Source organism: Clostridium sp. 1001270J_160509_D11 (assembly GCF_015667935.1).
In the GTDB taxonomy this organism is placed as follows: domain Bacteria; phylum Bacillota; class Clostridia; order Peptostreptococcales; family Peptostreptococcaceae; genus Intestinibacter.
Genome location: NZ_JADPET010000066.1, coordinates 1 through 15757, shown reverse-complemented (window position 1 = coordinate 15757; position 15757 = coordinate 1). Strand labels below are relative to the sequence as shown.

Genomic DNA, 15757 nt, shown 5'->3' with positions numbered 1-15757 from the left:
TACACTAGAAAATTGTTACTTTGAGCAACATGAAGATGTAAGTATAAGAATTGGAGACCCTAAAACTGGTGGGGGAGCTGCTATATCATCAAAGTTTCCATTTTCAAATTTATTTATATCTATTTTCTCAGGATTTTCAAGATTATCAGTAATCAAGAAAGTCCTAACCCCCAATTTGCTAACTATCATATCTTCTAATGCATTATTTCCAACCATTATAGACTCTTCAGGTTTTGAATTTATATTTTTAAAAATTTCTTTATAGTATTCTAAATTTGGCTTGCAATAGTGACTATTTTCAAAAGTTGTAATATAGTCAAAATCATCTACACTAAGACCTATCCAATTTAGTCTTGTTTTTATTGCCGCCTTTGGAAATATTGGATTTGTCGCTAAAACTACTTTTAACCCTTTGTCTTTTATAGTTTTTATAAATTCAGCTCTATCTACTTCTTCTTGTAGAGTTTCTTTTACATCGTCAAATTCTTTTTCATAAAACTCCATGAAATCCCCTTCCATTTCGTCGTATTCTTTTTCCATCAACTCTGTAAAAGTAGATTTAAATATATCTCTATTCATTACTTTCCCATCATTTTTGATCATATTTCCCGTTCCATCCCACAATGCTTTTATAAGCATATCTTTATCGTATCCCATTGGAACGAATTTTTTGGATATAAGGTATAAATAAGATTCTATAAATTCCTTTTGATCGAAGGGGATTAATGTTCCATCTAAATCGAATAATACTGTTGTGATTTTTTCCATATTTTCTCCTTAGTTGATATTTATATTATTTATTATCTTCACAATTTGAATAATCAAATCTAACTGTTTTATTAGTAGCGTCTAAATAACACATAGCACCCATTGGAATTGTTCCAACTGGAAGACAATGTCCACTTTGTAAATTATAAATTGTTGGTTTTTTATATAGTTTTGCTATTTCATCTACTATATCTTCAACTGACCAATCTTCATCTCTGACTTTTCTACAATTATCAAAATCGCCAAATATAATACCTTTACAATCTTCAAATTTACCTGCCATGTGTAAGTGGTTTATCATTTTATCTACATTGTAAACATATTCGCTAGTTTCTTCTATAAACAATATTTTATCCTTAGTATTTATTTCATATTCAGTTCCTAGAGATGTATTTATCAAGCTTAAATTTCCCCCAACTATCTCACCTTGACATTTTCCATCATATAAAGTTATTATTTCTTCGCCTTTTGGATTTTCAAAATTTATCTCGAAGTCTGCAGATAAATTTTGAAATACTGACTCTTCCGTATATTCATCCATATCCACAAATCGTCTACCTACTGGTCCATGATAAGTTACTAAATCACATTTTTGATTAAATGCTATATGAAGAGCAGTTATATCAGATAATCCTAAAAATATTTTTGGATTGTTTTTAATAATATCAAAATCTATTAAATCCAATAATCTCGCTGCTCCATATCCACCTCTTATACAAAATACTGCATCTATATCTTTATCTTCAAATGCATCTTGTAAGTCCTTTGCTCTTAAATCGTCTTTTCCTGAAAGATATCCTCTATCTACAGAGTAACAACTTTGATACATTTTTACTTTGTATCCTCTTTCTATTAATGATTTTTCAACATCATCAATATTGACTTCACGCAAATGCCCTGAAGGAGCGATGACACCTATTGTATCACCTTTTTTAAGTCTTTTTGGCAATATCATAATACTAATCCTTTCATTTAAAAACCCTATGGATTTATTCCATAGGGATATTTTTTATATAAACTACTATACTATTATAATATTAACTTTATCTTAAATACGTTAATATTTAGCAATACTCTTTTTCAACCTTTATATTTATAAAGGCTTATTTTTAACTTATATATTTATCTATATCAAACTTAAATTTCGTCTTCTTTTGCCCATCCATATGAACATCCGACTGCCTTGTGCCAGCCCTTTATCTTTTTAGTTCTATTTTCTTCACATATTTGAGGAGTAAATACTTTATCTATCTCCCAGTTTTTAATAACTTCTTCTTTACTTTTCCAATATCCTACTGCTAATCCTGCTAGATATGCAGCTCCCATAGCTGTAGTTTCAACACATCTTGGACGCTTTACTGGAGCATTTATTATATCTGATTGCATCTGCATTAATAAGTTATTTTGGCTTGCTCCTCCGTCAACCTTTAATGATTCTAATTCTATTTTTGAGTCGACTTTCATAGCTTCCAAAACGTCATTTACTTGGAATGCTAGCGATTCTAAAGTTGCACGAACTATGTGATATTTGTTTACTCCACGAGTTAAACCTACTATTGCACCTCTTGCATATTGATCCCAATGTGGTGCACCAAGCCCTGTAAATGCAGGTACTACATAACATCCATTAGTATCCTCTACCATATTTGCCATATGTTCAGAATCTGCTGCTGATTCTATTATTCTAAGTTCATCTCTAAGCCATTGTATAGCAGCTCCAGCTACAAATATCGAACCTTCTAGTGCATAGTTTACCTTTCCATCAAGTCCCCATGCTATAGTTGTAACAAGACCATTTTCTGAATAAACTGGTGTCTCACCTGTATTCATAAGCATAAAGCAACCTGTTCCAAATGTATTTTTAGCCTCACCAGCATTAAAACAAGTTTGTCCAAATAAAGCAGCTTGTTGGTCTCCTGCTGCCCCTGATATTGGGATTTCCCCTCCTAAGAATGAGTGATCACAATATCCATATATTTCACTAGATTGTTTTACTTCTGGCAATATACATTTTGGAATATTTAATTCAGCTAAAATTTCGTCATCCCATTTTAATTCTTTAATATTAAAAAGTAAAGTTCTAGATGCATTTGAGTAATCTGTAACATGTACTTTGCCTTTAGTTAATTTCCAAATTAGCCAAGTCTCCACCGTTCCAAATAATAAATCTCCGTTTTCTGCCTTTTCTCTAGCACCTTCTACATTGTCTAATATCCATTTTAATTTTGTTCCAGAAAAATAAGCATCTACTATAAGACCTGTCTTTTCTCTAAATTTCTCTGTAAGTCCTTTTTCTTTTAATTTATCACAGTATTGAGAAGTTCTCCTACATTGCCATACTATTGCATTGTATATTGGCTCACCTGTATTTTTATCCCAAACTATTGTCGTCTCTCTTTGATTAGTTATTCCTATAGCAGCTATATCATTTGCAGTTGCATCGATTTTTGCCATAGCTTCTACAGCAACACCAAGTTGAGATGACCATATTTCATTTGCATCATGCTCAACCCAACCTGGCTTCGGAAAATATTGAGTGAATTCCTTTTGTGCTACACTAATTATTTGACCTTTTTTATTAAATAATATACACCTGTTACTAGTTGTCCCAGCATCCAGTGCCATAATATACTTACTCATCGTTATCTCCTCTCATATTTTCTTTTATTAAAAAAATATATTTATTATAAATCCGTTGTAATTTATCTATAAAACTTTTATGATTTGAATAAGTTGTATGTATTTTAATAAATCGTACCTATATATATTATTATAGTTTACAAAATATGTCCATTATATCAAAAAAACTGACTACTATTAAATAGTAACACATTTAATAAACAAAAAGAGAGTCCGAAAATTTTCCGAACTCTCAAAAAAATAATTTTATTTTTCAATAGCATTTAAAGGCTTCATACTCCAAAATACTACATTCATCAATATTACTATAATTATAATTATCAGTAAGCAAACCCAAAAGCCCATGTTAATTCCAAATAACTCTGTTGTATTAAAAAGTGTATTCCACATATTATTCCAATTCATTTTAACATACCTCCTCTATAACAATTCCCCAAAATGACGCACATAAGCTTTCTTTATACTAGTTGCCAATAACATGTACGCTATTATACATGGTATTAGGTAAGCAAAATAAGCGCCTGGTAATGAAACAAAGCCTAGTATTGTTCCAAGTGGTGTAAATGGTATAACTGTTAATACTATAATTCCAGTTAAGGTTAATAAACTCACAGGTAATGATGCACTGCTTTCAATAAATGGTAGCTTTGGTGTACGAATCATATGAATAACAAGTGTTTGACTCCACATTGATTCTACAAACCAACCAGCTTGGAACATAGCTATATAGTTAAATTGCATTTGCATTAACTCTGCTCCACTATATACACTTGCTAAATCATTATATAATACTCCATGTGATACAAATATTGGACAAAATACAAAGTACATAAAAATATAAGTTGTAAAGTCAAATATTGAACTTACTGGTCCCATCCACATCATAAATTTACCTACTGAAGACGCATCCCATTTTCTAGGAACCTTAATAAATTCCTCGTCTACATTATCCCATGGAATAGCTGTACATGATAAATCATATATTAAATTTAAACATAAAAGATGTATACTCATCATTGGTAGAAATGGCAATAATGCTGATGCTGCTAAAACAGAAAACATATTTCCAAAGTTAGATGATGCAGTCATTTTAATGTATTTAATCATATTTGCATATGTCTTTCTACCTTCAATGATTCCTTCTTCTAATACCATCAAATCTTTTTCTAATAGTACAATGTCTGCTGATTCTTTTGCTACATCAACTGCTGTATCAACAGAAATTCCTATATCTGCACATTTCATTGCCGCTGCATCATTGATTCCATCTCCCATAAAACCAACTGTATGTCCATTTTGACGAAGAACAGTTACAACTCTCGATTTTTGATCCGGCGTTAATTTTGCAAATACATCTGTTGTTTCTGCTATATTTGCTAACTCTTCATCTGACATGCGATTTATATCTGAACCAAGTAGCATATTTCTTACTTCTAATCCTACTTGTTTACATACAGTACGTGTTACTTTATCATTATCTCCAGTTAAAATTTTTGTTGCAATTCCATATTCTTTTAACGTACGTATTGCATCAGCCGTAGATTCTTTTGGTGGGTCTAAGAATGCAAGATATCCTAATAATACCATCTCACATTCATCTTTTACTCCAAAAGCTCCAACTGGTGATGGATTGCTTTTTTGTGCAATTCCAAGAACTCTAAATCCCTTCTCATTTAAATCATCAACTGTTTTTATAATTTTTTTACATAGTGAATCTGTCAAGTTTTGAACTTTTCCATCAAACTCAACATATGAGCAAATTGATAGCATCTCTTCAATTGCGCCTTTCGTAACCATTTGTGTTTTACCATTTATATCTTCTACAACAGTAGATAAACGTCGGCGATTAAAATCAAAAGGTATTTCATCTACTTTTTTATAGTGATTAGAAAGATTAATTAATTCCCTATTTTTAGTTTCTGCTTCTTCAGTTTTTTCAATAATAGCTAAATCCATTAAATTTTTATATCCTGTTTGGAAATAACTATTTAGATAAGCATGACGAAGCACACGCATATCTTCATCTCCATTTATATTAAGATGATATTCTAAAACTACTTTGTCTTGTGTTAAGGTTCCTGTTTTATCAGTACATAATACATCTATAGCCCCAAAATTTTGAATAGAATTTAAATTTTTAACTATAGTTTGTTTTTTACTCATTGCCACTGCCCCTTTTGCAAGGCATGTTGTCACTATCATTGGTAACATCTCTGGTGTTAATCCAACTGCTATAGAAATAGCAAACAAAAATGCATTTAACCAATTCCCTTTTGTTATTCCATTTATAAAGAATACAACAGGAACTAAAATCAACATAAAGCGAATAAGTACCCAAGAAACAGCATTTACACCTTTTGTAAAACTAGTTTCTACCGCTTCTTGTGCAACTGATACTGTCATTGATCCAAACAAAGTAGAATCTCCTACAGAAACCACAACAGCTGTAGCAGTTCCTGAAATAACATTGCTTCCCATAAAAGCAATATTATTATATTCTGTAATATTTTCATTTTTTTCTTGGATATTTCCTAATTTCTCAATAGGCTCACTTTCCCCAGTTAAACTAGCTTGGCTCACAAATAAATCTTTTGATTCTATAATACGTACATCTGCAGGTATCATATCACCAGCTGATAAATAGACTATATCCCCTACTACAACTTCCTCAAGTTTTATTTCTTGTTTTTGCTCTTTTCTTGTAACTGTACAAGTTGTTGTAATCATATCTAATAACTTTTCTGCTGCATCACCACTTCTAGATTCTTGTACAAATCGAAGTGTTCCAGAGATAACGACCATTGTCACAATTATTACTACTGTTAAACAATTAAATTCATCTGGATTACTTCCAAATAGCGAAAAATAAGGTAGTATCATATCTGTTACACATGATACAAGTGCTAGACAAAATAAAATTATTGTAAAAGGATTTACAAATGCATCTGCAAGTCTAGAAAATAAAGATTTTTTCTTTTCTTTTGTTATCTTATTTGTTCCATATTTATGGCGGTGTTTTGATACATTTTCAGTATCTAATCCTATTAATGTTGTTTCTAAAGAGTCTAATACTGTTTTTATTGGTTGAGTTGCCGCAAAATGAATGCGACTTTCTTGTTCTTTTTTTACGATTTGATTTTCTGTTACTTTATTAGTAGCTATATTGTTTTTTATCATTTTTTTATTCATCGTAATTACCTCCTTTTTAAGAAGCAATCCGATATATTAATATTTCACCGGGTTGCTATATTGTTTTTTCTCTTACCATCAGGGTCCATTTATATTCTCCCTCCTTTCTGATTTACAACTAAAAGTATAAGAAAAAAATGCAAGTAATTCCATTGCGAAATTCTTGCATTTTTCTTGCGATGTATTCAGTTTTATAAATCATCATTAAATTTATATCCTATTCCCCAAATCGTCAAAATATATATTGGTGCATCTGGATTTGGCTCTATCTTTTTTCTTAATTTCCTTATAAAAGCCATAATATTACTGTCATCTAGCAGGTATTCACTATCCCACACAGCTTGATAAATCTGCTCTTTTGTTAGAACTTCACCTCTATTTTTTACAAGAAATAATAAAATATCATATTCTTTAGGAGTTAGTGAAATTTCTTGAGTATTACAAAGAACTCTTCTCTCTTTAGGTCTTATTGTAAGATCCCCAATCTCTATAACATCAAAGCAATGTTCTTCATAAACAGTATCATCGTCTATCTCTAACATTAAACTATTATTACTTCCATCTAATAACCCTTCTATACCTTCTTTAAATTCATCTATATTACCTACATCTAGTGGTGCAGCCTTTAATTTTTCTAAAAGCCAACTAGCTAGAGAAGAAGTTAAATTAGCAAATTCAATTTTCTTTTTCATTTAAACTCCCCCCCTTATATTAATTCCTTATATTTTTTTACATACCATGATTTTGCAATACTTACTAATGATATATAAAGCAATACAACTAGTAGTAAAAATGCAAAATAGCTTAAAGGCATTTTTGTAAGACCTACAAAACGTCCAATTGGTATTATAGTCATAATGGTAAATAGAATAATTCCTATAATAGTAACTAAAATAACTGGTTTGGCTGGTTTACTTTGTATAAATGGTATTTTCTTTGAACGCAATGAATATAAAATCAAAACTTGAGACCACATTGATTCCAAAAACCACCCTGTTTGGAACAATGTAATAAATGTTTGTTGTGACTCATGATTTAGACTTGTAAATGTCCCTCCACTTATTGTTGGACATAACCATAAGAATAAAAATGCAAATGTTGTTAAATCAAAAATTGTACTAATTGGTCCAAAAAACAACATAAATCGCCCTAAAGTTTTGCCCGACCAATCTCTTGGCTTGCAATATAATTCCTCATCAACATTATCCCATGGAAGAATCAAACATAAAACATCATATAATAAATTTAAAAGTAATAATTGTATCGAAGTCATTGGGAAAAACGGAAGTAAAACACTTGCAATAACTACAGCTAATATATTACCAAAATTAGAAGATGCAGTAATACGAATATACTTACTCATATTTACAAAAACTTTACGGCCTTCTAATATTCCTTCTTCTAAAACATTTAAATCCTTTTTTAATAATATTACATCTGCAGCTTCTTGTAATGCCTCTGTTGCCCCTTCTGCTGATATTCCAACGTCTGATTGCAATATGGCATGTAAATCATTCATTCCATCTCCCAAAAATCCTACTGTATGCCCATTTTCTTGTAAAATTTTAATTATTTTTGCCTTTTGCTTAGGAGATAATTGTGCAAATATTGTTGTCTTTTCGCATAATATTGATAACTCATCATCTTTTAACTCAGATAGTTTTTCTCCAACGATTACGTTATCTGTATCTAAGTTTAGTCGTCTACAAACTGATAAAGCAACCCTTTCGCTATCTCCTGTTAAAACCTTAATAGGTACATTCAATTTTTTTAATTGTTCTATTGCTTCTTGTGCACTTTTTTTAGGAGCATCAAAAAATGTTAAATACCCAAGTAGTATTAAATCATTTTCATCATCTGGCATAATATACTTTTTATTAATATTTTTATAAGCAACAGCGATGACCTTCATCCCATCTTCTTGCATTTCATCAATAATATGATGAACACTTTGTATATCCATGGGATAAACTTCACCTCTATATTCAGCATATGTACATTTTTTGCATACTGTCTCAACATCGCCTTTTACAATCAATAAATTTTTATTATTTAAATTCGATTTTTCATTTATGTTATTTTCACACAATACGCTAACATATTTTCTATTATAATCAAATGGTAACTCGTCCAATTTCTTATACTTCTTTAATAGTTCTAAATAATTAAAATTCGGCATTCTTTCAACATGGCAAATCGCATCATCTAAATGATTTTTAACACCTGTATGATATAGACTATTTAAATAAGCATACTCTAATACTTGTTTGTTTTCATTTCCCAAAATATCTATATAATATTCTAAAACTATTTTATCTCCAGTTAATGTTCCTGTTTTGTCGACACAAAGAACATCCATACTTCCAAAGCCCTGCATTGCATTAATATTTTTTACAATGGTATCCTTTTTCCCCATAACAGAACTTCCCTTTGCAAGGCAGGCATTTATGACCATAGGAAGCATCTCCGGTGTTAATCCTACTGCTACTGATAATGAAAATAAAAATGCTGATAGCCAGTTACCTTGAACTAATCCACATGAAATAAATACAAAAGGTACTAAAATAGCAATAAATTTAATTAATACACCTGCTATCGAATTTGCCCCCTTGTCAAATCCATTCTTGCGAATATTTACATCTCTACTAATTTCTCCATAAACAGTTTCTTTGCCTACTGCTAGTACAATTCCTTCTCCAATTCCACCAATAACTAAAGAGCCTGAAAAAACAATATTGTTGTAATCATTTAAACTTATACTTTCTTTTTTATCTACTATGTCAGTATTTTTTTCAATTACTATGCTCTCTCCAGTTAACATAGATTGAGAAATAAATAGTTCATTAGACTTTATAAGTCGTATATCTGCTGGTATTCTATCTCCAGCATAAAATTTCACTCTATCTCCCACAACTAATTCATTTGATGAAATTTCTTGCCACTTTCCATTTCTGCGTGTCTGAACATTTATATTAATAAGTTCAATCAATGAATCAACCGCTTTTTTTGAACGCATTTCTTGTATAAATCGTACAAATCCACTAATTAAGAATATTATAACTAGCATTAAACAAGTTGTTGCGTTACGCCTATAGTTAGAAGTAAATATCACATCAGTAAAAAAAGAAACTAAAATTAAAACTAATAAAATCATACTGAAAAGATTATTAAAAGATCTAAAAAATCTATATAAAGTAGTTTCTATTTTCTTATCATCAATATTCAGACCGTATATATCTCTATTAAAACGAACTTGTTGTTGATTATACCCATCATCACTTATATTAAAATCCTTATACATTTGTGAAATATCTTTCTTAGCATATTCACTAACACGACTTTGAATCTGACTTCCCGTTTTCATAAACTTCACCTCCTTTTTTATTGTATCATGCTTGATAAAATTAAATTCTTGCTTTTTTCTTGTTTAAACATAAAAATACTCCCTCCTAGCAAATATATTTATCTGCAAAAAGGGAGATTTTATAGTCTCAAGATTTTTAGTCCATTAAATTATATTCCTCATATAATGGATATTTTTTAGTAAGACCTATTACTAATTCTCTAGCTTTGTCTTGATTTTTATGAGTTAAGCATAAATCTATAGCTTCTGCAATTACTTCCATATCTTCTTCTACCATACCTCTTGTTGTTACTGCTGGTGTACCTATTCTTATACCACTTGTAACATTTGCTCCGTATGGGTCGTTTGGTATAGCATTTTTATTTACTGTTATATATGCTTCATCTAGTAGTTTTTCTGCTTCTTTTCCTGTTATATTTTTATTTGTGAAATCTAATAGTAGTAAGTGGTTGTCAGTTCCTCCACAAACTAATTTAAAATCTCTTTTATCTAATTCTTCTGCTAACTTTTTAGCATTTTTTACAACTTGAGTTTGATAAGATTTAAATTCAGGTTGTAGTGCTTCTTTAAAGCAAACTGCTTTTGAAGCAATTATATGTTCAAGTGGACCACCTTGTATTCCTGGGAATACGGCTTTGTCGATTGCTTTTGCGTATTTCTCTTTACAAATTATAACTCCACCACGAGGCCCTCTCAATGTTTTATGTGTTGTAGTAGTTACAAAATCTGCAACTTCTACTGGATTTTGATGAAGACCAGCAGCCACAAGACCTGCTATATGGGCCATATCTACCATTAAATAAGCCCCTACTTCATCTGCTATCTCTTTAAATTTTTTAAAATCTATTTCTCTAGGGTATGCACTCGCCCCAGCAACTATCATTTTTGGTTTAACTTCTAATGCAGTTTTTCTAACTTCATCATAATCTATTTTTCCATCTTCTCCTACACCATATTCAGTAAAATCAAAGTACTTCCCTGATATATTAACCGGTGAACCATGAGTTAGGTGACCACCTTGAGATAAATTCATCCCCATTACTTTATCCCCTGGTTTAAGCATTGCAAAATAAACTGCTAAGTTTGCATTAGCACCTGAATGTGGTTGGACATTTGCATGTTCTCCACCGAATATTTCTAAAAGTCTATCTATAGCTAATGTTTCTATCTCATCTATATATTCACATCCACCATAATATCTTCTACCACTATATCCTTCTGCATATTTATTAGTTAAATGACTCCCCATTGTCTCCATAACTGGAACTGAAACTATATTTTCTGAAGCAATTAGCTCTATGTTTCTTTGTTGTCTTTCTAATTCCCTCTTCATACTTGCATATATTTCAGGATCTGAAGCTTTTAAATTCTCAAACATCTTATCCTCCTATATGTAACCCCTTTAAGTTCTTATTTTGACATATATTAGATAGTTTATAGAGAATTTTTACACTTTATAAACCTCTATATTTAAATAAATTTTGTCAAAATATTATAGTATTCAGTATATCAATTTTAATATTTCAAAACAATTGTAAAGTCTAATTTATATGTTTTTATATTTTATTATATAAGATAATTATTTTTCATATTTATTTAAAAAATCAATTGCATATTGAGCATATAATGCAGTACCTATTTCTAAACTATCTTCATCTATTGCAAATCTTCCATTGTGATGGGCATAACAACATTGCTTTTCATCATTTTTGCATCCTACAAATGCTAATGCTCCTGGAATTTGTTCTAAATAAAAACAGAAATCTTCTCCACCTGTAACTTTTTCAAATTGGTAGTTTCCATCTTTGCCTAGTATTTTTTCAACAGAGGCTTGTCCAATTTCTGAGCATCTCTCGTCGTTTACTACTGCTGAACCTGCAAAGTCGTATTCTAATGTTGCTGTTGCTCCAAATGCCTCAGCAGTGTTTTTTATTATTCTCTCCATTTTTATAGGAAGTTGTTTTCTAAGCTCAGGGTCAAAACATCTAGTCGTTCCTTCCATACGACCCTCTTCCGCTATAACGTTTAATCTAGTTCCTGAATGTAATAATCCTATTGAAAGAACTAACGGATTATGCGGTCTTGTCTCTCTACTTACTAATGTCTGTAAGTTCATAACTATTGCAGAACTTGCAACAACAGCATCTATACAGTTTTCTGGTTGTGAACCGTGTCCACCCTTACCTTTTACATCTATATAGAACCAATCTGTTGATGCCATTCTTGGCCCAGCTTCTAGTGAAACTTTACCTACAGGAATTTGTGCCCATATATGTATTGCAAATATACTGTCGACACCGTCAATTGCTCCATCTCTTATCATTGCAGGTGCACCTTTTGCGTTTTCTTCTGCTGGTTGGAATATTAATCTAACTGTACCGTTTATTTGATCTCTCATTCCATTAAGTATTTTTGCTGCTCCTAAAAGCATCGCCATATGTGAATCGTGTCCACAAGCATGCATATTTCCATCTATTTTTGATTTAAAATCACACTCTGTAAGTTCTTCAACTGGTAGTGCGTCCATATCTGCTCTTAATGCTATCGTCTTTCCTGGTTTGCTTCCTTTTATATCAGCTATAACACCAGTCCCTCCAGCACTTACATATTCTATCCCCATTTTTTCTAATTCTTCTTTTATTTTTTTACTAGTTTCAAATTCTTCTAAACTAAGCTCTGGGTATTGGTGAAAATGTCTTCTAAGAGATATAACATAATCTCTATATTCTCTTGCCAATTCTTTTATATCCACTTTTAATATTGCCTCCATTTTTTATACCTCATTTCCTAAATCAATTTTGCTATAATAATTCTTCTTTTTTAATTATACATATATTATCTGTTGATTAAATTATATTTTTGTTAAATTGAATTAAAGAGCTATCTCAAATCTGATATAGCTCTTTAAAATGTAATAAGTATTCTAATTTTAAGTTTATAAATCAGATTAATTTCCTACATAGTCCTATATATACTTCCACCGATTCCTAATGGCAAGTTAAATACTATAAACACTAGTAGTAATAATATCCAAGCTATTGCAAATACCAATGAATATGGTAACATAGCCGACATAATTGTACCGATTCCCATGTCTTTGTCATATTTTTTAGCATATGCAAGTATAACTGGGAAATATGTAAATATAGGAGATATTGGGTTAGTTATTGAATCCCCTATTCTATATGCTATTTGAGTTAATGCTGGTGAATAACCTAATAACATAAACATCGGCACAAATATTGGTGCCATTATAGCCCATTTTGCAGACATACTTCCAACAAATAAGTTTATTACACCTGAGAATAAAACAAATGCAATTATTAATGTTGGACCTGTTAATCCGACATTTTCTAACCACTCTGCACCGATTATCGCAAGTAATGAACTTAAGTTAGATGCGTTGAATAATGCTAAAAATTGTCCAGCTGCAAAAGCTAATACTATGTAAGAACCCATCCCTGAAATTGAATCATATAATAATGCTGCAACATCTTTATCACTTTTGATTTTTCCTGCAACAACACCATATACAACACCAGGTATAAAGAATAATAATGTTATAAGTGGTACCATACCAGCCATTAGTGTTGAATTTGATGATACTAATGAACCTGTCTCTGTATCAGCCATAAATGCATTTGGCCCTATACATAATGCTACTACTATTACAACAAATACTAATACACTTAATCCTGCATATTTTAAAGCTTTCTTTTCTTTACCTGTAACTTCTGCTGTTGCATCATATCCAGTATCTTCATATGGAGTTCCATCAAAACGAGGTGCTATATATCTTTCAGTTACAAATGTACCTACTACTGTTAATAATACAGATGATGCACATAAGAAATAGTAGTTCATCGCTGGTGTACTTGTATATGATGCCTCTATGATTTGTGCTGCTGGTATAGTAAATCCTGCAACTAATGCATCTGACATTGATATTATTATATTAGCAGAGAAACCTGCAGCAACACCTGCATAAGCTGCAAACATACCTGTTAATGGATGTCTACCTATTCCTAAATATATTAATGCTGCTAACGGTGGGAATACAACAAACCCTGCATCTGCAACACAGTTTGCTACTATCCCTACTAATATAGTAGTTGCTGTAACAAGTTGTGGCGGTATTTTACCCGCAAATGATTTTAATAATGATTCCATCATACCAACTTTTTCAGCAAGTCCTGCACCAAGCATCGTAACTAAAACTAATCCTAATGGCGCAAAGCTTGTAAAGTTACTAACTACATTTTTTAAAAATAATTGCATTTGTTCTTTTGATAGTAAGTTTACTGCTGCAACAGTTTCGCCAGTACCTGGGTGAACCGCTGTAACACCTGAATTAGCTACTATAGCTGATATCCCTATAATTAAAAACCATAAAATAACAAATATAGTTACTGGGTCAGGCAATTTATTCCCCACTATTTCGACCCTATTTAAAAACCTCATAAATAAACTTGGTTTTTTTACAACTTCTTTCTCTTTTCTTAATTCCAAATGTACTCCTCCACTTATATATAAAATAATTTTCATTTATTAAAATGCTATCATTTCAAATTCCAAATCATCACTTTCATCATTTTCTTGATTTAAATAATCTATAGCAACTTGAGCTAAAGTTTGTGCTAAGTTCTTCATATTTCTATCTTCCCATTTAAACTTAGAGTTGTGATGTAGTATTGGATTTTCTTCATCTTCTGCCATTCCTACAAATACAAATGATGCAGGTCTTTCTTGTGCAAAAAATGCAAAGTCCTCTCCACCCATACTCGGTGCTGGAATTTCAAATACATTTTCACTTCCTACTACTTTTTTAGCAGATGCTTCTATTATATCTGTCGCTTCGTTGTCATTTATTAGCGGTGGGAATTGTCTTATAAATTCAAATTCATAAGTTGCACCTTGTGACTCGACAATACCTTTTACGAGTTGCTCCATCATTTTTTCTGCAAAATCTCTAGTTTCGTTGTTTAATGTTCTTACAGTTCCTTGGATTACTGCCTCTGTTGGTATAGCATTGTGACATTCACCTGCATGAACATTGCAACAAGATATTACAAGTGGATTTGTTGGATCATTTTTTCTACTTACTATCGTTTGTAATGCACTTATAATTTGAGCCATTACTGGAACTGGGTCAACACTTGCATGAGGTACTCCACCATGACCGCCTTTTCCGATTATTTTTATAGTAAATATATCTGGTGATGCCATTAAAGCTCCATGTCTAACTCCTATTTTTCCTTCTTTAATAGCTCCCCATAGATGTCCACCAAACACTGCATCGACATTTTCTAAAACGCCTTCTTTTATCATAGGTAATGCCCCACCTTCAACTTCTTCAGCTGGTTGGAATATTAATTTTACATCACCATGTAGCTCATCTTTCATCTCATTTAACATCATTGCAACACCTAAAAGACTTGCTGTGTGTCCATCGTGACCACATGCGTGCATTACGCCTGGAACTTTTGACTTAAATTCAAAATCTGTTTCTTCATTGATACTTAACGCATCTATATCTGCTCTAAGTGCTACAGTTTTTCCAGGATGTTCACCTTTTATTAAGCCTACAACACCTGTTTTTGCAACATTTCTAGTAACTTCAATTCCTAAATTTTCAAGCTCAGTTGCTATTAATTTAGAAGTTTCATACTCTTGAAATCCCAATTCTGGATTCATATGAAGTTGATGTCTAATATCATAAACTCTTTTATGATGTTTTTCCCATAACTCATTTAGTTTTTGATTCATAAATGTCCCCCTAAAATGTTTATTTTTAAT

11 protein-coding genes are annotated in these 15757 nt (G+C 31.3%); all 11 read right to left on the bottom strand.

Annotated elements, in window-relative coordinates; translation table 11 throughout:
* Positions 1-15: 15 nt before the first annotated feature.
* Positions 16-768 (bottom strand): HAD family hydrolase, encoded by a 753-nt coding sequence (locus I4U58_RS07765; protein WP_195930725.1) that lies wholly within the window; start codon positions 766-768, stop codon positions 16-18.
* Positions 769-793: 25 nt separating this feature from the next.
* A complete protein-coding gene (locus I4U58_RS07760) occupies positions 794-1723 on the bottom strand; it encodes an LD-carboxypeptidase (protein WP_195930724.1) in 930 nt (309 codons plus the stop codon).
* Positions 1724-1905: 182 nt separating this feature from the next.
* Positions 1906-3408, bottom strand: a complete 1503-nt coding sequence (gene glpK / locus I4U58_RS07755; RefSeq protein WP_195930723.1) for a glycerol kinase GlpK — start codon at positions 3406-3408, stop codon at positions 1906-1908.
* Positions 3409-3654: 246 nt separating this feature from the next.
* A complete protein-coding gene (locus I4U58_RS07750) occupies positions 3655-3813 on the bottom strand; it encodes a hypothetical protein (protein WP_195930722.1) in 159 nt (52 codons plus the stop codon).
* A gap of 15 nt (positions 3814-3828) precedes the next feature.
* Positions 3829-6597, bottom strand: a complete 2769-nt coding sequence (mgtA, locus tag I4U58_RS07745) for a magnesium-translocating P-type ATPase (protein WP_195930721.1) — start codon at positions 6595-6597, stop codon at positions 3829-3831.
* Between the two features lie 191 nt (positions 6598-6788).
* Positions 6789-7289 (bottom strand): winged helix-turn-helix domain-containing protein, encoded by a 501-nt coding sequence (locus tag I4U58_RS07740; protein ID WP_195930720.1) that lies wholly within the window; start codon positions 7287-7289, stop codon positions 6789-6791.
* A 14-nt stretch (positions 7290-7303) separates the two neighbouring features.
* Positions 7304-9961, bottom strand: a complete 2658-nt coding sequence (gene mgtA, locus I4U58_RS07735) for a magnesium-translocating P-type ATPase (protein ID WP_195930719.1) — start codon at positions 9959-9961, stop codon at positions 7304-7306.
* A 136-nt stretch (positions 9962-10097) separates the two neighbouring features.
* A complete protein-coding gene (glyA, locus tag I4U58_RS07730; RefSeq protein ID WP_195930718.1) occupies positions 10098-11339 on the bottom strand; it encodes a serine hydroxymethyltransferase in 1242 nt (413 codons plus the stop codon).
* A 201-nt stretch (positions 11340-11540) separates the two neighbouring features.
* The gene (locus I4U58_RS07725; protein ID WP_207743847.1) at positions 11541-12731 is read right to left on the bottom strand and encodes a M20 family metallopeptidase; all 1191 of its coding nucleotides are present in this window, start codon (positions 12729-12731) and stop codon (positions 11541-11543) included.
* Between the two features lie 185 nt (positions 12732-12916).
* A complete protein-coding gene (locus I4U58_RS07720; RefSeq protein ID WP_330593117.1) occupies positions 12917-14470 on the bottom strand; it encodes an AbgT family transporter in 1554 nt (517 codons plus the stop codon).
* A 39-nt stretch (positions 14471-14509) separates the two neighbouring features.
* Complete coding sequence (locus tag I4U58_RS07715) at positions 14510-15727, bottom strand: amidohydrolase (RefSeq protein ID WP_195930717.1); 1218 nt, start codon at positions 15725-15727, stop codon at positions 14510-14512.
* Between the last annotated feature and the right edge of the window lie 30 nt (positions 15728-15757).

Bases quoted from the DNA above. Each gene is read 5' to 3' on its own strand.
- I4U58_RS07765 (WP_195930725.1), bottom strand. From the start codon at position 768: ATGGAAAAAATCACAACAGTATTATTCGATTTAGATGGAACATTAATC.
- I4U58_RS07760 (WP_195930724.1), bottom strand. From the start codon at position 1,723: ATGATATTGCCAAAAAGACTTAAAAAAGGTGATACAATAGGTGTCATC.
- glpK (WP_195930723.1), bottom strand. From the start codon at position 3,408: ATGAGTAAGTATATTATGGCACTGGATGCTGGGACAACTAGTAACAGG.
- I4U58_RS07750 (WP_195930722.1), bottom strand. From the start codon at position 3,813: ATGAATTGGAATAATATGTGGAATACACTTTTTAATACAACAGAGTTA.
- mgtA (WP_195930721.1), bottom strand. From the start codon at position 6,597: ATGAATAAAAAAATGATAAAAAACAATATAGCTACTAATAAAGTAACA.
- I4U58_RS07740 (WP_195930720.1), bottom strand. From the start codon at position 7,289: ATGAAAAAGAAAATTGAATTTGCTAATTTAACTTCTTCTCTAGCTAGT.
- mgtA (WP_195930719.1), bottom strand. From the start codon at position 9,961: ATGAAAACGGGAAGTCAGATTCAAAGTCGTGTTAGTGAATATGCTAAG.
- glyA (WP_195930718.1), bottom strand. From the start codon at position 11,339: ATGTTTGAGAATTTAAAAGCTTCAGATCCTGAAATATATGCAAGTATG.
- I4U58_RS07725 (WP_207743847.1), bottom strand. From the start codon at position 12,731: ATGGAGGCAATATTAAAAGTGGATATAAAAGAATTGGCAAGAGAATAT.
- I4U58_RS07715 (WP_195930717.1), bottom strand. From the start codon at position 15,727: ATGAATCAAAAACTAAATGAGTTATGGGAAAAACATCATAAAAGAGTT.